The 23,993-nt window shown below is 69.8% G+C and carries 26 protein-coding genes; 12 read left to right on the top strand and 14 right to left on the bottom strand.

Features of this window, described 5'->3' with window-relative positions; genetic code table 11:
* The first annotated feature begins 67 nt into the window (after positions 1-67).
* Positions 68-1,417 (top strand): radical SAM protein, encoded by a 1,350-nt coding sequence (locus ACIRD8_RS24755; RefSeq protein WP_403995477.1) that lies wholly within the window; start codon positions 68-70, stop codon positions 1,415-1,417.
* Between the two features lie 64 nt (positions 1,418-1,481).
* Here the strand turns inward: ACIRD8_RS24755 and ACIRD8_RS24750 are convergent, their stop codons facing one another.
* Positions 1,482-2,138, bottom strand: coding sequence for an NADPH-dependent F420 reductase (locus tag ACIRD8_RS24750; protein WP_403995474.1), 657 nt, complete (start codon positions 2,136-2,138; stop codon positions 1,482-1,484).
* 190 nt (positions 2,139-2,328) lie between these two features.
* On the opposite strand from ACIRD8_RS24750, the gene ACIRD8_RS24745 reads away from it, so the two are divergent.
* The 3 genes from ACIRD8_RS24745 to ACIRD8_RS24735 all read left to right on the top strand — a co-directional run bounded on the left by ACIRD8_RS24745 (position 2,329) and on the right by ACIRD8_RS24735 (position 5,186).
* A complete protein-coding gene (locus ACIRD8_RS24745) occupies positions 2,329-2,880 on the top strand; it encodes a GH25 family lysozyme (RefSeq protein ID WP_403995911.1) in 552 nt (183 codons plus the stop codon).
* A 197-nt stretch (positions 2,881-3,077) separates the two neighbouring features.
* A complete protein-coding gene (gene ctaD / locus ACIRD8_RS24740; protein ID WP_403995471.1) occupies positions 3,078-4,808 on the top strand; it encodes a cytochrome c oxidase subunit I in 1,731 nt (576 codons plus the stop codon).
* Between the two features lie 36 nt (positions 4,809-4,844).
* Entirely contained in the window at positions 4,845-5,186 is a 342-nt protein-coding gene (locus tag ACIRD8_RS24735) for a hypothetical protein (RefSeq protein ID WP_403995468.1), read from the top strand.
* 35 nt (positions 5,187-5,221) lie between these two features.
* On the opposite strand, the gene ACIRD8_RS24730 is transcribed toward ACIRD8_RS24735, so the two are convergent.
* From ACIRD8_RS24730 to ACIRD8_RS24715, 4 genes are all read right to left on the bottom strand, one after another.
* Positions 5,222-5,599 carry a VOC family protein gene (locus tag ACIRD8_RS24730; protein ID WP_403995465.1) on the bottom strand — a complete coding sequence of 126 codons (378 nt, stop codon included), beginning with the start codon at positions 5,597-5,599 and terminating at the stop codon, positions 5,222-5,224.
* A 24-nt stretch (positions 5,600-5,623) separates the two neighbouring features.
* Entirely contained in the window at positions 5,624-7,456 is a 1,833-nt protein-coding gene (locus ACIRD8_RS24725) for an FUSC family protein (RefSeq protein WP_403995462.1), read from the bottom strand.
* A 139-nt stretch (positions 7,457-7,595) separates the two neighbouring features.
* Positions 7,596-9,185 (bottom strand): sigma-70 family RNA polymerase sigma factor, encoded by a 1,590-nt coding sequence (locus tag ACIRD8_RS24720; protein ID WP_403995459.1) that lies wholly within the window; start codon positions 9,183-9,185, stop codon positions 7,596-7,598.
* A 209-nt stretch (positions 9,186-9,394) separates the two neighbouring features.
* A complete protein-coding gene (locus ACIRD8_RS24715) occupies positions 9,395-9,589 on the bottom strand; it encodes an antitoxin (protein ID WP_403995456.1) in 195 nt (64 codons plus the stop codon).
* Positions 9,590-9,896: 307 nt separating this feature from the next.
* Between ACIRD8_RS24715 and ACIRD8_RS24710 the strand changes: the two genes are divergently transcribed.
* Both ACIRD8_RS24710 and ACIRD8_RS24705 read left to right on the top strand, forming a co-directional pair.
* Positions 9,897-10,703 (top strand): SAM-dependent methyltransferase, encoded by an 807-nt coding sequence (locus ACIRD8_RS24710; RefSeq protein WP_403995453.1) that lies wholly within the window; start codon positions 9,897-9,899, stop codon positions 10,701-10,703.
* Positions 10,704-10,737: 34 nt separating this feature from the next.
* Positions 10,738-12,027, top strand: a complete 1,290-nt coding sequence (locus tag ACIRD8_RS24705; RefSeq protein WP_403995450.1) for an FAD-binding protein — start codon at positions 10,738-10,740, stop codon at positions 12,025-12,027.
* A 26-nt stretch (positions 12,028-12,053) separates the two neighbouring features.
* Here the strand turns inward: ACIRD8_RS24705 and ACIRD8_RS24700 are convergent, their stop codons facing one another.
* The 3 genes from ACIRD8_RS24700 to ACIRD8_RS24690 all read right to left on the bottom strand — a co-directional run bounded on the left by ACIRD8_RS24700 (position 12,054) and on the right by ACIRD8_RS24690 (position 14,512).
* The gene (locus ACIRD8_RS24700) at positions 12,054-13,043 is read right to left on the bottom strand and encodes an MASE1 domain-containing protein (protein ID WP_403995447.1); all 990 of its coding nucleotides are present in this window, start codon (positions 13,041-13,043) and stop codon (positions 12,054-12,056) included.
* Between the two features lie 63 nt (positions 13,044-13,106).
* The gene (locus ACIRD8_RS24695) at positions 13,107-13,940 is read right to left on the bottom strand and encodes a PP2C family protein-serine/threonine phosphatase (RefSeq protein WP_403995444.1); all 834 of its coding nucleotides are present in this window, start codon (positions 13,938-13,940) and stop codon (positions 13,107-13,109) included.
* A 92-nt stretch (positions 13,941-14,032) separates the two neighbouring features.
* Entirely contained in the window at positions 14,033-14,512 is a 480-nt protein-coding gene (locus ACIRD8_RS24690) for a MarR family winged helix-turn-helix transcriptional regulator (RefSeq protein WP_403995441.1), read from the bottom strand.
* Between the two features lie 108 nt (positions 14,513-14,620).
* Here ACIRD8_RS24690 and ACIRD8_RS24685 point away from each other — a divergent pair, with 108 nt between their 5' ends.
* The 5 genes from ACIRD8_RS24685 (at position 14,621) to ACIRD8_RS24665 (ending at position 17,759) form a co-directional block, all read left to right on the top strand.
* The gene (locus ACIRD8_RS24685) at positions 14,621-15,031 is read left to right on the top strand and encodes an organic hydroperoxide resistance protein (protein ID WP_359474406.1); all 411 of its coding nucleotides are present in this window, start codon (positions 14,621-14,623) and stop codon (positions 15,029-15,031) included.
* A gap of 262 nt (positions 15,032-15,293) precedes the next feature.
* Positions 15,294-15,458 carry a hypothetical protein gene (locus ACIRD8_RS24680; RefSeq protein WP_403995438.1) on the top strand — a complete coding sequence of 55 codons (165 nt, stop codon included), beginning with the start codon at positions 15,294-15,296 and terminating at the stop codon, positions 15,456-15,458.
* A 111-nt stretch (positions 15,459-15,569) separates the two neighbouring features.
* On the top strand, positions 15,570-16,202 hold the full coding sequence (locus tag ACIRD8_RS24675; RefSeq protein ID WP_403995435.1) for an SGNH/GDSL hydrolase family protein: 633 nt from the start codon (positions 15,570-15,572) through the stop codon (positions 16,200-16,202).
* A 264-nt stretch (positions 16,203-16,466) separates the two neighbouring features.
* Positions 16,467-16,703, top strand: a complete 237-nt coding sequence (locus ACIRD8_RS24670) for a DUF397 domain-containing protein (protein WP_403995432.1) — start codon at positions 16,467-16,469, stop codon at positions 16,701-16,703.
* 108 nt (positions 16,704-16,811) lie between these two features.
* The gene (locus ACIRD8_RS24665) at positions 16,812-17,759 is read left to right on the top strand and encodes a helix-turn-helix domain-containing protein (RefSeq protein ID WP_403995429.1); all 948 of its coding nucleotides are present in this window, start codon (positions 16,812-16,814) and stop codon (positions 17,757-17,759) included.
* 94 nt (positions 17,760-17,853) lie between these two features.
* On the opposite strand, the gene ACIRD8_RS24660 is transcribed toward ACIRD8_RS24665, so the two are convergent.
* On the bottom strand, positions 17,854-18,669 hold the full coding sequence (locus ACIRD8_RS24660; protein WP_403995426.1) for an SAM-dependent methyltransferase: 816 nt from the start codon (positions 18,667-18,669) through the stop codon (positions 17,854-17,856).
* A 389-nt stretch (positions 18,670-19,058) separates the two neighbouring features.
* On the opposite strand from ACIRD8_RS24660, the gene hemC reads away from it, so the two are divergent.
* Entirely contained in the window at positions 19,059-19,994 is a 936-nt protein-coding gene (hemC, locus tag ACIRD8_RS24655; protein ID WP_403995423.1) for a hydroxymethylbilane synthase, read from the top strand.
* Positions 19,995-20,056: 62 nt separating this feature from the next.
* Here the strand turns inward: hemC and ACIRD8_RS24650 are convergent, their stop codons facing one another.
* From ACIRD8_RS24650 to ACIRD8_RS24630, 5 genes are read right to left on the bottom strand one after another with little or no spacing between them, the layout of a single operon-like run.
* Positions 20,057-21,310 (bottom strand): cytochrome P450, encoded by a 1,254-nt coding sequence (locus ACIRD8_RS24650; RefSeq protein ID WP_403995420.1) that lies wholly within the window; start codon positions 21,308-21,310, stop codon positions 20,057-20,059.
* A gap of 57 nt (positions 21,311-21,367) precedes the next feature.
* Complete coding sequence (locus tag ACIRD8_RS24645; protein ID WP_403995417.1) at positions 21,368-22,639, bottom strand: cytochrome P450; 1,272 nt, start codon at positions 22,637-22,639, stop codon at positions 21,368-21,370.
* The gene (locus ACIRD8_RS24640; protein ID WP_403995414.1) at positions 22,636-23,244 is read right to left on the bottom strand and encodes a GTP-binding protein; all 609 of its coding nucleotides are present in this window, start codon (positions 23,242-23,244) and stop codon (positions 22,636-22,638) included. The genes ACIRD8_RS24645 and ACIRD8_RS24640 overlap by 4 nt, the downstream gene beginning before the upstream one ends.
* Positions 23,222-23,587, bottom strand: a complete 366-nt coding sequence (locus ACIRD8_RS24635) for a DUF742 domain-containing protein (protein WP_403995411.1) — start codon at positions 23,585-23,587, stop codon at positions 23,222-23,224. Before ACIRD8_RS24635 ends, ACIRD8_RS24640 begins: the two co-directional genes overlap by 23 nt.
* Complete coding sequence (locus ACIRD8_RS24630; RefSeq protein ID WP_099177138.1) at positions 23,584-23,991, bottom strand: roadblock/LC7 domain-containing protein; 408 nt, start codon at positions 23,989-23,991, stop codon at positions 23,584-23,586. Before ACIRD8_RS24630 ends, ACIRD8_RS24635 begins: the two co-directional genes overlap by 4 nt.
* Between the last annotated feature and the right edge of the window lie 2 nt (positions 23,992-23,993).

Here is a 23,993-nt window from a genome sequence, read left to right as displayed (position 1 = left end):
CTGGTTCGTTGGACAGTGTGGCGTACACGTATCAGTGTCCTTGACACCGGACCCGAGGAGCCCGCACATGCCAAGCCCCAGTGAACCCGGCCCCACCCGCACCGCCGTCACCGGCGAACGCACGCGTCTGGTGGAGCAGCTCATGGAGCGGTTCCCCCATGTGCCGAGAGAGGCCGTGCTCAAGGAGGACCTGCTGCGCGGCGGCATGGCGTTCGACGAATCCGCCCTCAGCGACAACGAACACGGGGACATCAAACCCAAGTCGTATTTCATCTTCTCCTTCGACCACGGCACGCTGCCCGAACTGGGAGCCGCCGCGCTGCGCCGCCCACCCGAGGAGATCGTGCTCACCGGCGGCCCCTACGACCTCCGCCGTACGGTGGTGTCGGTGCGGGTCAACCCCGCCTCGCCGTACCGCGTCGCAGCCGGAGCCGACGGCGTCCTCGGGCTCTATCTCGACGGGATCCGCATCTCCGACGTGGGCCTGCCCCCGATGCCGGACTACTACCGGCACACCCTGGCCAACGGCAAGTCCGTCATGGAGGTGGCGCCCACCATCCAGTGGGGGTACCTGATCTACCTCACGGTCTTCCGGGTCTGCCAGTACTTCGGTGCCAAGGAGGAGTGCCAGTACTGCGACATCAACCACAACTGGCGCCAGCACAAAGCCGCGGGCCGCCCCTACACGGGTGTGAAGGACGTCGAGGAGGTCCTCGAGGCCCTCGCGATCATCGACCGCCACGACACCGCCAGGACGACCACCGCCTACACCCTCACCGGCGGAGCCATCACGTCCCACATCCAGGGCCGCGACGAGGCCGACTTCTACGGTCACTACGCCAAGGCGATCGAGGAGCGCTTCCCCGGCCGCTGGACCGGCAAGGTCGTCGCCCAGGCGCTCCCCAAGGCCGACGTCCAGCGCTTCCACGACTACGGCGTGCAGATCTACCACCCCAACTACGAGGTGTGGGACCGAAGGCTGTTCGAGCTGTACTGCCCGGGCAAGGAACGCTATGTGGGCCGCGACGAATGGCACCGCCGCATCCTCGACTCCGCCGAGGTCTTCGGCGCCCGCAACGTGATCCCCAACTTCGTCGCCGGAGTGGAGATGGCCGAGCCCTTCGGCTTCACGACCGTAGACGAGGCCATCGCGTCGACCACCGAAGGCCTCCGGTTCTTCATGTCGCACGGCATCACCCCGCGCTTCACCACCTGGTGCCCCGAGCCAACGACCCCCCTGGGGAAGACCAACCCCGACGGGGCGCCGCTGGAGTACCACATCAGGCTGCTCGACGCCTATCGCTCGACCATGGAGGAGTACGGCCTGTCCTCACCGCCCGGATACGGCCCCGCGGGCGCCGGCCGGGCCGTGTTCTCCGTCAGTTCCTTCATGGACAGCCTCCCTGCCGGGAGTTGAGCCCCGGGCCCGACGGCTACGCCGCGCACCGGACCCGCCCGGTGCGCGGCGCCGTCGGCCGCGCTCAGGCGCGCCACTCGGCGGTGCGTTCCGGGGAGGCTTCGGCCAGCGCCTCGGCGATGGCGTCCGCATCGCCCCGGTGTCCGTAGACGGGCGTACCGGGCTGCTGGTGCCAGGAGTCGTCGATGCCGCCCGCGTCCACGGTGTCGAAGCCCAGCTCGTCGATCAGGTCCCGCACCGCCTGCTTGGCCGCCGGGTCGTCGCCGGCGACCGGGAGCGCCTGCCGACCGGGTGCGCCCTGGGGCTGCCCCTTGTCGAGGATGTCCTGGGCGTACGTGCCGTTGAACGCCTTGATCACCGGATGGCCGATCTGCTGCTCGGTCCACCGGCTCTCCGTCAGCCCGTCCTCGATGGCGGCGATACGGCCGTCACGCTGCGGGTAGTAGTTGCCCGTGTCGATGACGGCGACACCGTCCGCCGCGCCGTCCAGAATGCCCGCGGGCAGATCGGGGACCGCCTTGAGGGGAACGGTCACCACGACGATCCGCGCTCCCTGCGCCGCCTCCGCCGCCGTCACCGGCGTGGCACCCGTCTCCTCGGCGAGAGCCTTGAGCGTCTCGGGCCCACGCGAATTGGCGACGGACACGTCGTGCCCGAGGGCGGTGAGCCGCCGGGTGAGATTGCCGCCGATGTTGCCTGCCCCGATGATGCCGATCTTCATGAAGTCCGACCTTCCGATGCCGAATGCCTGGAGTGAAAGGGTCTCGCCGGATCACCAACCCCCGTTGCACAGCAGCTATTCCGGGTCTGCGGAATCGGTTCAGCAACCGGGTTAAGGATGGGCGGGCTCCGGGTGGGCACGTATGGGGGAGAGAAACGGAACCACAATGCCCCACTTGGAGGTGGTGCCCGTGCTGCACGGCGTCGATGTCAGCGCCTATCAGCCGGACTACGACACGGACGGCTCGGACTTCGTCTTCGTCAAGGCGACCGAGGGCCGCACCTACGTGAATCCGAGACTGAAGAGTCAGGTGAAACGCGCCAGGGACGCCGAATGCGTCGTCGGCTTCTACCACTTCCTCTGGCCCGGAAACGTGAAGGAGCAGGCGGAGTACTTCCTCGACGAGACACCGGAGCGGGAGGGTGACCTCCTCGCCGTCGACTGGGAGCAGACCGGCGAGGGGACGCGTGCGAGCAGCGCGGACAAGGACCGCTTCATCCGCGAGGTGAAGAGGCTCAGGCCCCAGCACCGTGTCCTGCTCTACTGCAACCGCACCTTCTGGCTCAACCACGACACGAGCTCGTACGCCGGTGACGGACTCTGGATCGCCGACTACGGCAAGGCGGCCGCACCACGGATCGAGGCGGACTGGCGCATCCACCAGTACACCGACGACCCGCTCGACAAGAACGTGGCCGACTTCCCCTCGCGGAAGGCGATGCGCGACTGGGCGACGGGCTGAGAGGAGGAGCGCGCCCTTGAGCGCGGTCCCGAGGGTGGCGACGCGCTCGTCAACACGGCGTTCGTGGCCATCGGCCAGTGGAGTGTCCTTTGCCAGCCACTGGTGCAGTGCGCACGGAGATGACCTGCGGTCACGCCGCAGGGAGTCCATCCTGGTCGCCGAGTCAGCAGTCGGCCGTCGACCGAAGGAGTGCCGCAGTGACGACGAGGGGTCCCTCAGTATCGGCGGAAGCCGATGCCGCCTACCAGGACGAACTGCCCGTCCGTCGTCGGCAGCCCGGGAACGTGGTCATCAGGTGGCTGACCACCACCGACCACAAGACGATCGGCACGCTGTATCTGAGCAGCTCGTTCGCCTTCTTCATCGTGGGCGGTGTCCTGGCGCTGGTCATGCGTGCCGAGCTGGCCCGTCCGGGTGACCAGATCGTCTCCAACGAACAGTTCAACCAGGCGTTCACGATGCACGGCACGATCATGCTGCTGATGTTCGCGACGCCGCTGTTCAACGGGTTCGCGAACTGGATCATGCCGCTGCAGATCGGCGCGCCCGACGTGGCGTTCCCGCGGCTGAACATGTTCGCGTACTGGCTGTACCTCTTCGGTTCGCTGATCGCGGTGGCCGGCTTCCTCACCCCGCAGGGTGCGGCAGACTTCGGCTGGTTCGCCTACTCCCCGCTCACCGACGCGGTCCGCTCGCCGGGTGTCGGCGCCGATCTCTGGATCATGGGTCTGGCCTTCTCCGGCTTCGGCACGATCCTCGGTTCGGTCAACTTCATCACCACGATCATCTGCATGCGCGCCCCCGGCATGACGATGTTCCGTATGCCGATCTTCACCTGGAACGTCCTGCTGACCGGTGTCCTGGTCCTGCTGGCCTTCCCGGTCCTTGCCGCCGCGCTCTTCGCGCTGGAGGTGGACCGTAAATTCGGCGCACATGTATTTGATGCGTCCAACGGCGGCGCATTGCTCTGGCAACACCTCTTCTGGTTCTTCGGCCATCCGGAGGTGTACATCATCGCGCTGCCGTTCTTCGGAATCGTCTCCGAGATCATTCCGGTGTTCAGCCGCAAGCCGATCTTCGGTTACGTGGGTCTGATCAGCGCGACGATCGCCATCGCCGGCCTTTCGGTGACGGTGTGGGCGCACCACATGTATGTGACGGGCGGCGTATTGTTGCCGTTCTTCTCCTTCATGACATTCCTCATCGCGGTGCCCACCGGTGTGAAGTTCTTCAACTGGATCGGCACGATGTGGAAGGGGTCGTTGTCCTTCGAGACGCCGATGCTCTGGTCCGTCGGCTTCCTGGTCACGTTCCTCTTCGGTGGTCTGACCGGTGTGATCCTGGCGTCGCCGCCACTCGACTTCCAGGTCTCGGACTCGTACTTCGTCGTCGCGCACTTCCACTACGTCGTCTTCGGCACCGTCGTCTTCGCGATGTTCGCCGGATTCCACTTCTGGTGGCCGAAGTTCACCGGCAAGATGCTGGACGAGCGGCTCGGGAAGATGACTTTCTGGACGCTGTTCATCGGATTCCACGGCACCTTCCTCGTGCAGCACTGGCTCGGTGCCGAGGGAATGCCGCGACGCTACGCGGACTATCTCGCCGCCGACGGATTCACCACTCTCAACACGATCTCCTCGATCTCCTCGTTCCTGCTGGGCCTTTCGATGCTGCCCTTCCTCTACAACATGTGGAAGACCGCCAAATACGGCAAGAAGGTCGAGGTCGACGACCCCTGGGGCTACGGCCGTTCGCTCGAATGGGCTACGTCGTGCCCGCCCCCGCGGCACAACTTCCTGACGCTGCCGAGGATCCGCTCCGAATCCCCGGCGTTCGACCTGCACTACCCCGCGATCCGGGCTCTGGAGGAGGAAGCGACCCGTCCTCACGAATCCGCCACCGTGGCTCCCGGGGACAAGCAGCAGTAGAACCCCGGAGCGACGGGTCGAGGAGAGGAGGACCACGTGAAGCCGGACAAGGAGAGTGCCCGGGGCCTCGCTCAGGTGGAGGGCTACCTGCTCTGGAACGCCGAGGTCGAGGAGGCCCGCCGACAGGCCCGCCGCTTCACCGACGCGCTGCCCTGGCTCACCACCGCCCAGCGTGAGGACGTCGAGCGCGTCTACGAGGCGGACAGGATGGAGGTCTGCCGGGAGACGCTCACGAGGATCGCCGGCCGCGCCGTGGAACTGCGGGGCGAGTACACCGCGCGTTACGACCGGCTCAGGGCCCGCTGCGTGGCCTGGACCGTCCTGACCGTCGGCACGATGGGCGGCACCTGCGCCGCCCTGACGCTGATCAGCCGCTGATCCCGCCTCGGGTGCCCGTGCACGGGCACCCGAGGTCAGTGGCGCAGCAGACAGAACGGGTGCCCGGCCGGATCCGCGAACACCCGCCAGCCGCGCGCGTCGTCCCCGCGGTCCAGCAGAGTCGCCCCCAGCGCGAGCACCTGCTCCTGGGCGCGGTCCAGATCCGGCACACCGAAGTCCAGGTGGGACTGCTGGGGGCGAGCGGGATCCGGCCACCTCGGAGGGAGATACTCCTCGACCCGCTGGAAGCAGAACACGAGTCCTGCCGGAGTGTGCAGCGTCGCCCAGTCCTCGCCGAGGGCCCACCGCCTGTCGGGCCGGTCGGCCTCCCCGCCGAGCACGGCCGCGTAGAACGCAGCCAGACGCGCCGGGTCGGGACAGTCCAACACCACGCACTGCAATTCGGCGATCATGCGCAGCATCATAGGGAATGGCGCTCACCGGGCCGGGACCGCCCATGCCCGGTCGAGTTCGGACAGGTGCGTGGCGAGCAGTTCGGCGTGCGGGGACGGCAGTTCGGCCGCCGGGTGGTCCAGCTGCACGGCACACGCAGTCGTGGTGTCGATGAGCCGTTCCAGCGCACCCGCGACACCCTCGGACCCGGCTGAATGCTTCGCGACCGGAGGGAGTTCGGCCGCCGAGACATCGATCGCCGAACGGGCCGCCGCCAGCGACCGGTAGGCCTCGCGGCGCAGTGCTGCCCTTCCGGCACGGTCCGCCCGGGCGTCCAGGACATGCCCCACATAGCGGTGCGCCGCGCCCACGGCCGAGTCGAGAGCCGCCCGCACGGCGTGACCCCGCCGGCCCGGCAGCGGGAGGTGTCCGACGAGCAGCACGGTCACGCATGCGAGGAGGGACTCCACCACCCGTCCCCAGGAGGCGGGCGGTTCACCGCCCAGCACGACGAGGGACAGCACGAGGACGGTGACCACCGCCGTCTGCACGGCGAAGTGACGGGTGGCCACCGGAAGGAGCGCGCCGCAGAGCGCCACCGCCGCGACCAGCGGGCAGGGCCCCGACACGAAAAGGGCCACGACACCGAAGACCGCCGCACCCACGGCCGTACCCACAGCGCGGCACACCACCCGCGAGGCCAGCGGGCCGAGATCGGGCTTGACGAGGAACACGGTGGTGGCGGGCAGCCAGTACCAGTGGTCGTGATGCAGCCACTGCGCCACGACCGTACTCGTCGCGCAGCAGAGCGCGACCCGGAGACCGTACTCACGCCCTGCGGCACTCCACACCCGGCGGAGGACGGGCGGATACGAGCCCGCGCCGCGACGGCCCGGCGCCGCACCCGCGGGGCGGTCGAAGGCCGCCGCGGCCCGCAGCAGGGCGTCGTCCAGAGCCCGCAGCCCGGCATCCGTCCTGGCCGGGGCCGGCAACGGTCCGCAGGGGCCGCCGGTCCGCACCGCCGCCGCCAGCCTGCCGGGGCCCTCGACGATCCTGGCGGGCAGCGGGTCACCGGCCCACGCCAGCGCGGTCGCGGCCTCGGCCAGCGGGAACGCGGCCGCGTACTGGGCGTGCAGCCGGCGCTCGGCCGCGGAGCTTGCGTAGCGCCGCAGCCGTGGGCCGCCCAGCGCGTCCTGCGCCTGGTCGAGCGCGGCACTCAGCGCTGCACGCCCCGCCCGGGCCCGCGGGCCTCCCACCGCCCGCAGGAGGCCCGCCACGGCCTCGTACACCGCGGCGACCGCCTCCCGCTCGCCGTCGAGCCGGTACGGCCCGCCGCCGAGCCCGACCGGCGACGGAAGGACCAGCCGGAGCAGGAGGAGCCACCCCGCACCGGCCAGGAACAGCAGCGCGCGCACCGGGCCGGGCTCGGGCAGCGGCATGCCGGCCCCGATCACCGCCGCGACCATCACCTGTGTGCCGCACGCGGACGCCACGGGCCCCGTGGAACTGACCGCTCCCGCGAGCAGACCCAACAGCCCGAACACGAGCGGCAGGACGACCAGCGACCGGCCGCCGCCAACGGCGGCCGCGATCCCGGTGCCGAGCAGCAGACCGGCCGAGCCGGCCACGGCCGGCAGCCCCAGACGGGCGACCGAGGCGCGGCGGCTGCCGGGCCGGTCGTTGATGCCGGCCAGCATCGCGCCGAGAGCGGCCGGGACCCCGGCGGTCGGCCGCTCCGCGAGCACCGCCACGAGCAACGGCACGGCGGCCAGTGCCCCGCGCAGTACGGCGTTCCACGGGACCGGTCCGCGCTGGGCGCGCAGCGCGTGCGCGAGCCAAGGGGGGAGCCGGGTGGCAAGAAGAGAAGGCGTGGGCACCGTGCTCCTGTCCGCGGAGGGAAGACGATTTCGCCGGCGGACGCCTTCGGCCTGGGCTCGTACCCAGCGTAGATCCCTTACGTGGAGGGCGTGCTACCTGTCCGTTTCCGTGACATGACGGTGTTCCGGACCGTGGGTGTCAGAGGGCGGCGGCGAAGTTCTGGGTCCACACGGGACCGCCGGAGGAGTCCTCCCTGCCGATCCCGATCTCCTTGAAGGAACAGTTGAGGATGTTCGCCCGGTGGCCCTCGCTGTTCATCCAGGAGTCCATCACCGCCGCGGCGGTCTGCTGGCCCTTCGCTATGTTCTCGCCGTACGTGCTCCACCGGTACCCGGCGGCGGTGATGCGCGCACCGGGGTCCGTGCCGTCCGGCGACGTGTGCGAGAAGTAGTCCCTCGCCACCATGTCCGCGGAATGACGCGATGCGGCCTTCGCCAGCAGGCTGTTGCCGCTCACCGCCGCGCACCCTTCCTTCGCCCGCTCGGTGTTGACGAGAGCGATGACCTCTTCGGCCACCGACGGGGCCGGCGCGGCCTTCGGCGCCGGGGCGGGCGCGGAGGACGGCGTGCGCGGCTTCTGCGTCTTCTCCGGGGCGGCGGTGGCGCTCCGGCTCCTGGACGGGGAGGGAGACCTGGTCGCGGACGGGGAGGGCGACGCGGACGAGGGTGAAGGGGAGGGGGAGGAGAGCGACGCCGACGGTGACGACGGCGTCGGGACCGGTGACGACGGGCCGGTGAGCGGAGCTACTGCGGTCGCCGGGTCCTCGCCCGCGTCGTCCGTGTACAGATGGACCGCGGCTCCGCCGCCGCCCAGTACCGCGACCGCGGCCAGACCGGCGACCACCGTGGTGCGGCGGCGGCGTCTGATGCCGTCCCGCCGGCGCTCGGCGCGTCCGGGACCGGACGCGGCGGCAGCCACGGGCAGGAACGCCGTCGGCAGGAGTTCCGCCGCCGGGCCGCCGGCGGACGCCGCCACGGGCACCAGCGCCAGCCCCACCAGCAGGCCCTCCGCCGGCACCAGGCCCGACCGGTGACCCGCACACACCGTGCACTCACGCGCGTGGCGCGCCAGACGCTTGCGCCACAGTGCGGACGGCACGCCGTCCCACCGGGCCGTCAGGTCCTCGAGCAGGACACAGCGCGGCTCGGCCGCCAGCGCGCGCACCACCACCCGGGAGGCCTCCAGCCGCTCCTTCATCCGCTGGACCCGGACCGCGGTGTGCTGGGGGGACAGGTCGAGGGCGCTCGCGACCTCCGCCCGGGACAGCTCGCCGGCTGTCTCCAGCCACCACAGCGACACCAGCTCGCGGTCGTCGTCGTCGAGCCACCGCGTGGCCTCGGCGGCCTCCCGGCGCTGGCCCGTCAGGCCCAGCCGGACGATCGTCAGCTCGACGAAATCGGCGGCGGGATCGACGACGTCGTACGCGTCCTCCATCCGGTCCGCGGATATCTCCCCGGTCCTGCGCTCACGCCAGTGCCCGCGTATCTCGTTCATGGTGATGGCCACGAACCAGGACCGGAAGCTCTTCGGGGTACGGAGCGACGGCAGGCCGCGGAGCATGCGCAGCACACTGTCCTGCACCACGTCGTCCACGTCGGCGTGCCCGTTCAGGGCCCTGCCGACGATGTTGTAGACCAGCGGCAGGTAGGACGCGACGAGCCGGTCCTGCGCCTCGGGGTCGCCCTTCTGCGCGGCCTTGATCAACGCCGTCTCGCGTGTCTCGCCCATGCTGTGCTCACTCTTCCGGGATCCTGTTCCGTCACTTCCCACACTCGGGAGACGCTGTGCGGCGGGGACGATAACAGGAATCCGGTCACGTGCTCGAGATCCGCTCCCGGATCCGGACGCACAGCATGCCCGACCCGGTGACGGCGTGAGCCGTCACCGGGTCGGGCACCGGGATGAGGGTCGGATGGCGAGCCGACGCGCTCCGGTGGTCAGGAACGGGGCGGGTTGTCCTGGTCCCGGTCCGCGCCGAGCTGCTGCTTCAGCTTGTCCTGGCCGGTGTCGACATGCTTGCCGTACTTGCCCTGCGTCCGGTCGTCGATCATGTCTCCGGCCTTGTCGACGCCCTTCCCGGCCTGGTCCTCGTGGCCCTTCAGCATCTTCTTGATCTTGTCCAGCGCGGACATGGCGGATCCTCCTCGTCTCGGCTTCCCCCACCCATCCAGGGTCACCGCACATCGCCTGGTCCGCATCCGCGAGCGCTGCCGTGCGGTCCCGACGCGCGCCCGACGTGTGAAGGCCCGCTGGGTGGGCAGATACCGGGTTACCAGGAGGAGGTGGTGGCCGTGGGCCGCATCCAGATCGTCCGCCGTCCGCAGCCCCCCACGGGGCCGCCCCCGCTGGACCTGCGGACACCGTCCGGACGACCCCTGCCGTACTGAGTTCCGGAGCCACGCCCGGGCGGAGCCCGGCTCCGGTGTGTGAGGCTTCGACATGAGCGATCACCGACAGCCCCCGGCCGGCCGGCTGCGGACGGACGTGCCGCACTCGGCCCGCGTGTGGAACTACCTGCTCGGAGGCAAGGACAACTACCCCGCGGACGCCGAGGCCGGGGAGATGATCCTCAAGGCCTTCCCGGACATCGCGGGCATCGCGCGCGACCAGCGGGCCTTCCTCGCCCGTGCCGTCCGCTTCCTGGCCGCGGAGGCGGGGATCCGGCAGTTCCTCGACATCGGCACGGGGCTGCCCACGGCCAACAACACCCACGAAGTCGCACAGTGGACGGCCCCGGAGTCCCGGATCGTCTACGTCGACAACGACCCGCTCGTGCTGACGCACGCCCGCGCGCTGCTGACCAGCACCCCGGAGGGCGCGTGTGCGTACGTCGACGCGGACGTGCGCGACACCGGCCGCATCATCGAGGAGGCCGCCCGGACCCTCGATCTCGACCGCCCCGTCGGCCTGACCCTGCTCGGCATCATGGGGCAGCTGCCCGACGACGAGGACCCGTGGGGTCTGGTCGCCCGTCTGGTCGCGGAGCTCGCGCCCGGAAGCTACGTCGCCCTCGCGGACGGCACGGACACCAGCGACACGATGAACCGTGCGATCGAGGCGTACAACGCGCATTCCGCGAGTTCGTACCACCTGCGCAGCCCTGCCAGGATCGCCGCGTTCCTCGAAGGCCTGGAACTGGTCGAGCCCGGCGTCGTCAGGACGTCGGACTGGCGTCCCGACCCCGGCATCCAAGGCCAGGACGCCCCGCCGAGTCACGCCGTCAGCGGTGTGGGACGCAAGCCCTGAGGCCGAGACCCGGCGGAGCGTAAGCTCCGGAGACATGATCGACGATTCTGCGCGCGCCCCGTCCACCCGCCGGACGAACTGGGCCCGCAACATCACCTTCGGCGCGGAGCAGCTGCACACGCCCACCTCCGTCGCCGAGCTCCAGGACATCGTGTCGGCAGGGACGGCGGTCAGGGCGCTGGGCACCGGCCACTCCTTCAACACGGTCGCCGACACCCACGGCGCCCTGATATCCGTCGCAGGCCTGCCCCGCTCCGTCGAGATCGACCGGGAGGCCCGTACGGCGACGGTGAGCGCCGGACTGCGCTTCGGGGAGCTGACCGGCATCCTGCACCGCGACGGGTTCGCGCTGCACAACCTCGGCTCGCTGCCCCACATCTCCGTAGCGGGAGCATGCGCCACAGGCACCCATGGTTCCGGCGTGGGGAACCGCTCCCTGGCGGGCGCCGTCAGGGCGCTGGAGCTCGTCACCGCCGACGGCACCGTCGTGTCGCTGCGGCGGGGCGACGCGGACTTCGACGGTGCGGTGGTCTCCCTGGGCGCGCTCGGAGTGGTGACGCGGCTGACCCTGGACCTCATGCCCGCGTTCGACGTCCAGCAGTGGGTCTACGAGGGGCTGCCGCAGGATCAGCTGCTCGGCCGGTTCGACGAGGTGTTGTCCGCGGCCTACAGCGTGAGCCTCTTCACCGGGTGGCACGGCGGCCCGGTCGACCAGGTGTGGCTCAAGCAGCGTGTCGCGGACGACGGCCCCGGTACCGCACCGCACCAGTGGCTCGGCGCCACGCTCGCGGACGGGCCGCGGCACCCCGTCCCCGGTGTGGCGGCGGAGCACTGCACCCGGCAGCAGGGCGTACCCGGCCCCTGGCACGCCAGACTCCCGCACTTCCGGCTGGAGTTCACCCCGAGCAACGGTGAGGAACTCCAGTCGGAGTATTTCGTGGCACGGCACGACGCCGTGGCGGCCTACGAGGCACTCGACCGTATCCGGCAGCAGTTCTCGCCGCTGCTCCAGATCGGAGAGGTACGTACGGTCGCGGCCGACGACCTGTGGCTGAGCCCGGCCCAGGGGCGGGACTCGGTGGCGTTCCATTTCACCTGGGTGCCCGACACCGCCGCGGTCACCCCCGTACTCGGGGCCATCGAGGAGGCCCTCGCGCCCTTCGGGGCCAGGCCGCACTGGGGCAAGGTCTTCACCACTCCGCCCGGCAGCCTCCGGGAGCTGTACGGCCACTACGCGGACTTCGAACGGCTGACCGGGCGGCTCGACCCCGGCGGCACGTTCCGCAACGACTTTCTGGCGGACCACTTCCCCCGTACCGGCTGAGGCTCCGGGGCTCGCGTCGGAGGGCTTCAACCCTGCCCGCTCGGCGGCCCGTCGGGCCGAGCCTTCCCCGGCGGGCCCGGTGCGAGTTCCTCCACGAGGGCCGCCAGCTCCTCGCACGCCACTTCCGTCTCATGGCGGATGTTGTTGTGCTCGGTCACGATCGCGGCGAGCAGGAGCGCGGTCAGTGCCACGCAGCCGTTGAGGACGCACAGGTTGAGCATGACCTCGAGCACCGAGTGGTCGGCGAACGGTCCCACACCCTCGGTTCCGGCGACGATCGCCATCACGGACATCAGGAGGGCGCACGGGGCGCTGCCGGCCAGCTGGAAGCGGAGCGCCGCCCAGACGAGCACCGGGAAGAGAAGGTAGATCATGGACAGCGGGCTCCTGGTCGCGAGAGTCGTCGCCGTGACCGCGACCACCGCGAGCGCCACCGCCTCCGTCCACCGGTCGTCCGCCCTGGGCATGCGGGCCTTCCGCAGGACGAGAAGCAGCGGTGTGACCATGAGCACGCCCATCGCGTCCCCCGCCCACCAGGCCGACCAGACCGGCCAGAAATGAGCAGCTGACAGCGCCCCGCTGAGCATCTGGACCGTTGTGCCCACCGTGGCGCTGATGACCATGCCGCCGAGGGCTCCCAGGAAGACCAGGGCGACCCCGTCGCGCAGGCGGTCCAGCTCCGGACGGAAACCCACCGCGCGGAGGGCCAGGAAGGAGCACAGCGGGGCCAGGGTGCTGCCCGCGGTGATGGCGAGGCCCCAGAAGGTGAGACCGTCGCTCAGGGCGTTGACGGTGAGCAGCGCACCGAGTGCGATGCCGGGCCAGATCCGGATTCCCAGGTACAGCAGGGACGCCAGAGCGATCCCGGAGGGCGGCCAGAGAGGGGTGACGACCGAACCCTGCACCTGGACCTGTCTGACGAGGCCGAGCCGTCCGGACGCGTAATAGGCGGCGGCGATGCCCAGCATCTGCAGAACGATCACGGCTCGGCGTCTGGTTTCCTCGCTGCGGATCACGCATCTCATAAGACACCGCTCATGACGGCAGGCCGTCGTGACACGCGCGGCCGGGGAACGTGCTCACCCAGGGCCCGGGAAGGCGCTGCCGTGGCGCAGAACGAGGACGGCCGCGTCGTCCTCGTGGCCCGTGAACACGGCCGCCTGGAGCACTCGGTCCGCCAGTTCCTCGGCGTCGGCGCCGACGTGGGTGCTCACCAGACGCCTGACCCGGTCCAGCCCGTCGTCGAGCGAGAGCGAGGGCCCCTCGATGACCCCATCGGTGAGCAGGACGAAAGCCCCGGCGACGTCGAGCACGCGACGGGTGACGGGGTAGTGCTGGCGCATCTCGATGCCGAGCGGGAGCCCGCCGGCGTCGGCCGTTATGCCCGAACGCCCGTCGGCCGTCGCCCACACGGACGCGACATGACCCGCGCGGGCGCTCCACAGTTCCCGGGTCCGCGGATCGAGCCGGAGGAACGAGCACGTCGCGAAGAGAGTGGAATCCATCGAAAGGATCAGATCGTTCGTCCGGCCCATCACCTCACCGGGATCGGCGGCCGAACTCGCGATGGCGCGCATGGCGATCCGGATCTGTCCCATGAAGGAGGCCGCCTCCACGTCATGCCCCTGGACGTCGCCTATCGCGAGGCCGAGCGAGCCGTCCGGCAGCACGAAGCCGTCGTACCAGTCGCCGCCGATGTCCAGCCCGTCGCGCGCGGGGGCGTAACGGGCGGCGGTCTGCAGCCCTGCGAAGACGGGGAGCGTCGCGGGCAGCATCTTGCGCTGCAGGGCCTGGGCCAGTTCGACGCGGGCCTGGTGCAGCTCCACCTCTTCCCGGGCACGGGCGGTCAGATGCTGCAAGGTGCTGAGCAGGTCCTCGGCGCTCGCCGACCGGGGAGTTCGACGCCGGTTCATGGGCCGCTCCGCGTTGGGATAGTTTCTGCATCATATTTCGGTGCGGGAACTCCGGCGAGCGCTGTACGGAGGCCAGGCCCGGGAAGGCCGGATCAGCCCGCCCGGCCGAGGGAATCGGTGAGCCGTCCCAGGGTCTTCTGCAGGGCCTGCACCTCCTGGACCGACATGCCCGTGGCCTCGAGGATCGAGCGGGGGACGGGCAGCGCCCGCTCCCGCAGCCCCGCGCCGGCGTCGGTGAGGTGGACCGTGACCGACCGCTCGTCCTCCGGGCTGCGCTCACGTCTGACGAGACCGGCTGCCTCCAGCCTCTTCAGCAGCGGGGACAGCGTGCCGGAGTCCAGGTGCAGCCGCTCGCCGATCGTCTTGACCGGGAGTGGGCCGTGTTCCCACAGAACCATCATCGCCAGGTACTGGGGATAGGTGAGGCCGAGGTCCTTGAGCGCTTCCCGATAGACGCCGCCGAACGCGCGGGAGGCCGCCTGCAGCGAGAAGCAGACCTGGTGGTCCAGCTTGAGCAGTTCCGCGTCCGGCAGGCCGGTCAGACCGGGGGCGGGGGTCGGTGGTGGCGTCATGCGTCCAGGGTAGCCTGCCGTCCACTATTGGGTTGTGCACAATTAAATTGTGTGTCACTCTCAGGGGGTGGCCGGGCCGCGGTCACCCGTACGAGAGAAGGTCACCCCATGGACGCGCTGTACACCGCCGCCGCCACCGCCAACGGACGTGAAGGACGGGCGGTGAGCTCCGACGGGCGGATCGACCTCGCGCTCGCCCTGCCGCCGGCCCTCGGGGGCAACGGTGAGGGCACCAACCCGGAGCAGCTCTTCGCCGCCGGGTACGCCGCGTGCTTCGCCAGTGCGATGAGCTCGGTCGCCCGCGAGATGAAGGTCGACACCAAGGACGTCTCCGTGACGGCCGAGGTCTCGATCGGCAAGGACGACTCGGGCTTCGGCCTTGCGGTCGTCATGCGCGTCGAACTGCCCGAGGCGCTCGAGGGGGAGACCGGCCGGCGGCTGGTCGAGGCGACGCACGCGTACTGCCCCTACTCCAAGGCCACGCGCGGCAACATCGACGTCGAGCTCGTCATCGAATGACGGACCCGGTTCCCCACCTGGCGACGGGTGGGGGAACCGCCCCGCGGAACCCGCGGCATCCGGTTCCGGAGACCGGCGCCGCGGCCTCCGGGCTACGCGCCTTCGGCGTGATCGGTGTCGCAGCCGGCCGCCGCCGACGGCCGGATTTCCGGTGGCCGAGGTCCGTTCCCGGGGTCCGCCCCCCGGCGGCCGGAGGGGAACGCGTACACTCGGCTCCCGTTTCCGCTGATTGGCGGGCATAACCGATCGATAGGCAGTTCACGTGAGTTTCGCAGAGGCATCCGACGCACCGATCTACGCCGGTCTGGTGGAGGAGCAGGGCGACGTTCCGGCCGAGGTGCGACGGGTGGCCGAGGAGACGCTGCTCGAGGTGGAGAGCGTGCTCGACTTCAGCGCGCTGCGCGTACCGGCCGCCGCTGCCCGCTGAGCCCGGGTCCGGACCGCGCCGGGTCCCTGCGGGACCGGTACGGATCAAGCGGGACCTCCGTGGGCAGGATCATCTCCGTCGTCCCCTTGATCCTCACCTCCGGAGCACCGCGTGACCATCGACCTGCACCGCTCGGCCACCGTCCTGTTCCAGGGGGACAGCATCACGGATGTGGGACGGCTGATGGAACCGGACAGCCCTCTCGGTCACGGCTACGTCCGGATGGCCGCCGAACGGGTGCGGTCCGCTCGGCCGGACAGTGACATCACGTTCGTCAACCGGGGCGTCAGCGGCGACGGTGTCTCGCATCTGCGCGCTCGCTGGGGTGCGGACGCCCTGGACCTCGAGCCGGACGTGGTGTCGGTCCTGATCGGCGTGAACGACACCTGGCGCCGCTACGACTCCGGCGTGATCACCTCGGCACGTGCGTACGAGGACGACTACCGCGCCATCCTCACGCAGGTCCGGGAGGAGCTGGACGCCCAGCTGATCCTCATCGAGCCCTTCCTCGTGCCGGTATGGGACGAGCAGTGGGCCTGGCGCGAGGACCTCGACCCCAGGATCCAGACGGTCCGTCGGCTGTCCGAGGAGTTCGGCGCCACGCTGCTGGCGGCGGACGGCCTGCTGAACCAGGCGGCCCGTGCCGCCGGGGGAGCCGAGCACATCGCGGGTGACGGGGTCCACCCGACCCCGCTCGGGCATGCGCTGCTGGCGGAGGCCTGGACGGCGCTGGCCGGACTCTGACGCGCCGTACCGGAAGGGCCGGGGTGGTGAACCCCGGGGACCCGGTCGGCGTGCTCTCCGCGCGCACGGTCGCGATCACTCTCCGCTGAAGGCTGGTCAAGGGTGCCGTAGGGGCCGGATGACCACTAGTATCCTCGCCGACCGCACCTTGGATGCAATTGCATCCGGAATTGCATCCAGGGTATGAGCCAGGGGTACCTGTTCACCCGGTGCGGGCCCAGGTGCACACCAGGAAGTGCCAGCGCGACGAAGAGGACGGACCGCATGCAGCACATCGACAACGGCGTTCCCGCCAACTCCCTGACCGGCGTGGAGTGGAGGAAGAGCCATCACAGCAACCCCAGCGGGAATTGTGTCGAGATGGCGCTCCTGCCCGGCGGATCAGTGGCCGTTCGCAACTCGCGGCACCCCGAAGGGCCCGCACTCGTGTACACCGGAGACGAGGTGCGCGCGTTCCTCGCGGGCGTCAGGGACGGCGACTTCGACGCGATGACCCCCTGAATTCGCGGCAGGAGGGCTGAAAAATACCCGGCACTCTCGCATCGGCCGGGCCCTGACAGGGCTCCTGATGGCACACTGGCGTCACGACGCCCGTCCTCAGGAGTCCGCATGCCCGGCATCGAACCGCTTCAGCCGTCACGGAAGCCGACGCTCACCCCGGCCACGGGGGCAAGTCCCACAGCGCTGCGCCTGGTTCTGGGGGCACAGCTGCGGCGGATGCGCGGCGAGGCGGGCATCACTCCGGAAGTCGCCGCCGAGCGGATCCGCTGCTCGACGGCGAAGATCAGCCGGATGGAGACGGGGCACTCCCCGTGCAAGGAACGCGATGCCGCCGACCTCCTCACGCTCTACGGTGTGACCGACCCCGCCAGGACGGCCGAGTTCATCGACCTGGTGCGCAAGGCAGGGCAGCGCGGATGGTGGCGTACCTACGCCGACGTGCTGCCGGACTGGTTCGAGCCCCTGGTCGGTCTCGAGGAGGCCGCGGCGTCCATCCGTACGTACGAGGGGCATTACGTTCCCGGGCTGCTGCAGACACCGGACTACGCCTACGCCGTGGTGCGTTCCGGGCATGCTCTCGAATCGGAGGAGATCACCCGGCGCCGCGTCGAACTGAGGCTCAGGCGGCAGCAGTTGCTGCTTCGGCGGGACGCGCCGAAGCTTTGGGTGCTGCTCGACGAGGCGGTGCTGATGCGCCCGACGGGTGGTGTCCGGGTGATGCGTGAGCAGCTCGCCCATCTGCTGGAGATGACGGAACTGCCTCACGTGATCGTGCAGGTGGCCCCTTTCGAGGTGACCGCCCACACGTCTCCGGGCAACGGCATCACGTATCTGCGCTTCGCGGTGGAAGGGCTCCCCGACGTCGCGTACATCGAGCACCTGACCAACGCCACGTCCGTGAACAAGCAGGAGAGCACGGACGAGTACCGGTGGATCCTGGACTCGCTCAGCGCCCAGTCGCCGAGCCCGGCCGCGAGCAGGGACCTGCTGAAGAAGGCGCTCGAGCGCTACAGCGAGGACGGTCAGCTCCCTGGCGGCCCCGCTGAGCGACCGTAGCCCAACCACCTGACCCTGTCCGCGGTACGGGGGAGGGTCAGGTGCGCGCGGGAGCCGGCCCCGTCGTCACCGGGCCGGCATCATGCGAACCGCTTCACCACTTGCGGCCGACGCCGCCGTACTCGATCCACTCCTGGGTCTCCTGCTTCGGCGCCAGATCCGAATCCGGCCTCCACGTCGACACCTCGACCAGGCCCGGCTCCAGCACATCGAGGCCGTCCAGGAATGTGTGTACGTCCTCCTGACGGCGCACCCGGCCCCACTGGTTGCCGGTGCTCTTCGCCATGAAGTCCGTGACGAAGTCGCGGACGGCCGCGTCCTCACTCACGAGCTGACACACCACCAGGAAACTCCCCGGAGCGAGACGGGCCGCCACCCTGCGCACCAGACCCGCGGGGTCGTCCTCGTCGGGAATGCAGTGCATCACGGACACGAACAGCGCGGCCACCGGCTCGTCGAAGTCGATGAGCCGGTCAACCTCCGGGTGGCCGAAGATCCCCTCGGTGTCCCGCATATCCGCCTGGATGACCGCCGTCCTGTCGTTCTCCTCCAGTATGGCCTTGCCGTGCGCGAGGACGATGGGGTCGTTGTCTATGTAGACGATCCGGGCGCTGGGATCCACCGACTGGGCGACCTGATGGACGTTGTCCTGGGTCGGGAGGCCGGATCCGTGGTCGATGAACTGACGGATTCCGTACTCGGACGCCAGGTGGTGCACGACGCGCCGCAGGAACCTCCGGTTGTTCACCGCCAGGACCTTGGTGCTCGGAACATGCTCCAGCAGCTGCTCGGATGCCACCCGGTCGGCGGGGTAATTGTCCTTGCCGCCCAGGTAGTAGTCGTACATCCGCGCGACGCTCGGCACGTTCACGTCGATGTTGGTCGGAATGGAGGTTTCCCCGTTGCTCATCCAGCCCTCGCGGTTCTCAGAGAGTGAAATCGGTGTCCGTGAGGAGCCATGCTAGGGATCTCTCCGGGCGGCTGACAGTCCTCGGGGGAGTGAGACAAGGCCGCAGGGGTTCGAATCAGCCACGTGAGGCCGTGGGCGCGACGCCGCGTCAGCGGAACCCGCCCACCGGTGCGGTGCTCGGAGGCGACGGGATGTCAACTCTGCCTGCTGAAATACCTATTGTCGCTCAGCATTCGGAGCTCGGGACCTGAGTACACGTCATGCGGGGGCACTATTCCAACGCGGCTGGAAATCGACGGCGGTTCACCCCGCCGCTTCCGCGGTGGCCCGGGAGCCCGGCGCCGCGTCGGAGGATCGCCGGAGGGGCCCGGCGGTCTATCGTGGGGGCCATGTCCGCCCCTGAGCTGATCCGCATCGTCTCCCGCGACTCACCCATGGCCCTGGCCCAGGTCGAGCGCGTCAGGGCCGAACTCGCGGTCCATAGCCCCTCCATCGCCACCGAGGTCGTCCCCGTCAGGACCACGGGCGACAAGTGGATGGGGGACCTGTCGAAGGTCGAGGGAAAGGGGGCCTTCACCAAGGAGGTCGACGCCGCCCTGCTCGCCGGTGAGGCGGACTTGGCCGTCCACTGCGTCAAGGACATCCCCGCCGACCGCCCGCTCCCCGCCGGAACGACGTTCGCCGCGTTCCTGGAGCGCGACGACATCCGCGACGCCCTCGTCCACCCGGACGGGCTCACGCTCGACCAACTCCCCGACGGCACACGCGTCGGTACCTCATCGGTCCGCCGGACAGCACAACTCGCCGCGTCGCACCCCCACCTGAACTGCGTACCGTTCCGAGGCAACGCCAACCGGCGCCTGGCGAAGCTCGCAGCGGGGGAGGCCGACGCGCTCCTCCTGGCCGTCGCGGGTCTCCACCGCATCGGCCGCCCCGACGTGATCAGCGACATCCTCACCCCGGAGGCGATGTGCCCGCCGATCGGCGCGGGCGTCCTCGCGCTGCAGTGCCGCGAGGACGACACGGAGACCATCGACGCCGTGAGCGCTCTCAACCACCCGGGCACCTACCGGGAGATCACGGCCGAGCGCATGTTCCTCCACGTCCTCCAGGGGCACTGCAACTCGCCGATCGCCGGGTACGCGACGGCACACCGCAACGGAGACCTCTCGCTGCGCGCCTGCGTGTTCACCCCCGACGGCAAGACCGTCCTCAACGCCCACGAGTGGGCCGGCCCCCTCGACCCCGCCACTCTCGGGACCTCCGTCGCGGTCGCCCTGCTGCGCCAGGGCGCACGCGAGCTGATCGACACCATCGCCCACTGACCCCGGGCACGGGCCCCGGAGCCCAGCGGCCCGGCGGTTCCGGTCCGCCGGGCCGCACGGACTCAGGTGCCGAGCCGGACCGGCAGGGTCGATGAACTGTTGGAGAACAGCGACGGCACCGCGACGAGTTCGTCGGGGTCGACAGCCATCGTCATCCCCGAATACCGCTCGAACACCGCCGGCAGTGCCAGTGCCGCCTCCAGCCTGGCCAGCGGCGCGCCGAGACAGAAGTGCGGGCCGTTGCTGAAGGCCAGGTGCCTGCGTTGCTCCCGGGTGATGTCGAACCGGTCGGCGTCCTCGCCGTGCTGCTCCACATCACGCCCCACCGCGCTGAACGGAGCCATGATCGCTTCGCCCTTCGGGATACGCACCCCGGCGATCTCCACATCCTCCAGGGGATAGCGGAAGGGGAAGTTCCCGATCGGTGCGTCCCAGCGGAGCGTCTCCTCCACCACGCTCGACCAGACCTCCGCGTCTCCCCGTACGGCTATCTCCCGCTGACCGGGGTGGGTCAGCAGGGCCCGTACGGCATTGGTGATCAGGCTCAGAGTGGTCTCCTGCCCCGCCGACAGCATGAGCAGCAGCGTGCCCACCAGCTCCTCCTCGCTCAGCGATTCGGGGTCGGCGGCACGGGCCGCGATCAGCGCGCTGGTGAGGTCGTCGCCCGGGTCGCGCCTGCGGCCCTCGACCACCCTGGCCAGCAGCTGGTACTGCTCGATCTGGCTCGCGGTGACCTCCTCCGGCGCGAGGTCCGAGCGGAAGATGTTGTCCATCAGCTCCTGCAGCCGAGGACGCTCGTCCGCAGGGACCCCGAACAGCTCGCAGATGACCTGCATGGGAACGGGGTGCGCGAAGTGCCTGCGCAGGTCGACGCTGCCGTCCGCGTCGGCGTGCGAGGGCAGCTCGTCCAGAAGCTCGTCCACGATCTGCTGGATGCGGGGACGCAGAGCCTGGACCCGGCGTGGCGTGAGGGTCTGGGTGACGAGTTTGCGCAGCCGGCGGTGCTCCTGACCGTCCGAGGTCACCATGTTGGTGACCTTCACCATGCCGATGAGAGGCCAGCCGTCGTTTATCTCCTCCCGGATGATGGCGTTCCAGTTGCGCCAGTTCTTACTGAAGCGAGGGTCGGTGATCATCTCGTTCAGCAGGGCGTGGTCCGTCACCGACCAGGCCAGCACATCCCCGGGCAGCAGGACCTTCACCACAGGACCGAGTTCACGGAGCCTGGCGGCCTCGCCGTGGTGGTCCATCCCATGGGGGTCCAGAGCGACCACAGGGATCCGGTCCTCGGCGGCGGAGTTCGTCTGTGACGTCATACGGGTCTGCTCCTAGTCTCAGGAACGCCGTTCGGCGGTCCTGTCGGATGCGGCGGTTCACCGGCCGGCCCCGCTGGGGACGCGGGCCGGAATGTGGGCGGCGGAGAACTCCGCCGGCAGTGCGACCGGAACCCTGGTCCACGGCGAGGGGCGCCAGGCCAGCTGCTCCGCCGGAACGGCGAGCCTCATGTCCGGCAGCAGATTCAGAGCGGTCTGCACCGCCGTACGGGTGATGAGCCGTGCGGGCACCTGCGCGGGACACACGTGCGGGCCTGAGGAGAACGCCAGGTGGGAGCGGTTGCCCCAGCCGTCCTCCGCCCCGTCCGGCCTGATCCCGGGATCGTCGTTGGCCGCGGCATGCCCCAGGATGAGGCAGTCACCCCGTCGGATGTACCGGCCACCGAGCTCGGTGTCGTGGAGCGCGTACCGGGCCGGCATGTTGTTCATCGGCGGATCGCGCCACAGCGCTTCGTCCAGCGCGTCGTCCACCCCGAGCCGTCCGCCGTGCAGGCGCGCGGCGAAACGCGGATCCGTGAGCATGAGCCGCAGCGTGTGCGAGATCCACGCCGTCACGGTCTCGTTCCCGGCGGAGATCATCACCACGATCGACTGGAGACGTTCCGCCTCGTTGTGCAGATTCGGATGATCGATGAAGACCGTCGTCATGTCGTCGGTGGGATTCCGGCGGCGCTCTCGCACGGTGTCGAGAAGGATCTGCTCGAAGTCGCGGTTCCCCGCCTGGGAGTTGTCCGCGCTGCCGAACAGCGCGATGAGCGCGTCCAGCAGTTCCCGGCCCTCCGTACCGTCCAGGCCGAACAGGGAGGCGAGGGACAGCATCGGGACGATCGTCGCGTACTCGTTGACGAGATCGGCGCTGCCCCGCTCGGAGAACGCCGCGATCAGGTCCGTGCACAGAGCCTCGACCTCACGGCGCAGCCTGCGCTGGTCCATCCGCGCGATCCCGTCGTCCAGAGGCTTGCGCAGACGGCGGTGCTCGGGCCCGTCAGCCCCGATGACATTGGCACGCCACCCCATCATCGGGATGAGCCCCGAGTGAGGGGACACGACGCCCTCGTTCAGATCACGCCAGTTGCGCGCGTCACGGGAGAAGACCTGCTCCTGACGGGTGATCGTCAGCAGTTCCCGGTACCCCATCACCAGCCAGGCGGGGACACCCGGTTCGAGCTCCACCTTCGCCACGTTGCCCCACTGTTCGCGGAGCTCCCGGTAGACGGCCCGCGGATCACGCGAACCGACGACGGAGGGCAGCGACAGCAGGCCGTTGCCGTGCTGCACGTGCGCCGGGCACCCCGGCGGCGGCGTACTCATGAAACGGCCTCCGAGCGCCGGCCCGCACCGATACCCGACACGTGCTCCACCAGCGTGATCAGGGAATCGACCGACGAGACGCGGTCACGGGCGTCGCAGAGCACGATCGGGGTCTCCGGCAGCAGATCGAGCGCGCCTCGCAGCTCCTCCTCCGAGTACCGCTCGCTGTCCGGGAACTGGTTGATCGCCACCGCGAACGGCAGCCCACGGATCTCCAGCTGCTCCAGTACGTCGAAGCTGTCCTCGAGCCGACGGGTGTCGATGAGCACGAGCACACCGAGAGCGCCCTCGGCCAGCCCCTCCCACAGATCCCAGAACCTCCGCTGGCCCGGCGTCCCGAACAGATACATGACGAGCCGCGAACTGAGGGTGACGCGGCCGAAGTCCATCGCCACCGTGGTCGTCGTCTTCCCGTCCAACCCGGCCAGTTCGTCGACCCCCATGCTCGCTTCCGTCATCACCTCCTCGGTGCGCAGCGGTTCGATCTCGCTGACGGACCCGACGAGCGTCGTCTTGCCCACGCCGAACGCGCCGACGACGAGGATCTTGACGGCCTGCTGCACCGTGTCGGGCAAATAGCGGTCAGCGGAGCCGACGGAGACCATCCAGTACCTCCTGTAGCAGTTGCTTGTCGGGCAGTGCGGCCCGTGGAACACCGGAGCGCGCGGACAGATGCCCGCTGTCGACCAGGTCGGACGCCAGCACCTTCACCAGACTGACGGGCAGCCCGAGATGCGCGGCGGCCTCCACCAGGGAGAGCAGCTGCTCACACATCCGTACGAGAGCGGTCTCCTCCCTGGTCGCGGAGAGGGGGAGCGCCCGTGCGGGCTCCACGGCGACGAGCAGGGTCTCCACCCCGATCGTGTTGCGGGACGGCCGGGAGCGCCCCTTGGTGATCACGTATGGCCTTAACGCACCCTCCGAGAAGCCCTCTCCCGCCCCGCTCATGCGGAGCCCTGGCGCGGCGGGCTGGTGAGGTTGCGTGCTCCGATCTTCATCACCTGGGCCTGCATCTGCCTGGCCACCAGCTTCGGGTCGACCACGGGTCCCGTCACGACGGCGAGATGCGCACCGTTGGCGCTGCGCATGAACAGGAAGCCGCCGTTGAACTCCACCATCTGCTGATGCACGGTGCCGCCGTCCTCGCCGAACTCCCGCCCCAGACCACGGCCCAGCGACTGAAGACCCGAGCAGCTCGCCGACAGACGGTCGGCGGAGTCCCGGTCCATACCCTCCGAGCTGGCCAGCAGCAGACCGTCCGAACTGAAGACGATGGCCTGTCGCACACCCGGCACTGCGGCGACCTCGGAGATCATCCAGCCGCGCTGCTCCGGGTTCTCCACGTAATTCATGC

It is taken from the genome of Streptomyces sp. NPDC102451, assembly GCF_044765485.1.
In the GTDB taxonomy this organism is placed as follows: domain Bacteria; phylum Actinomycetota; class Actinomycetes; order Streptomycetales; family Streptomycetaceae; genus Streptomyces.
This window is presented reverse-complemented; position numbering and strand designations above follow the sequence as displayed.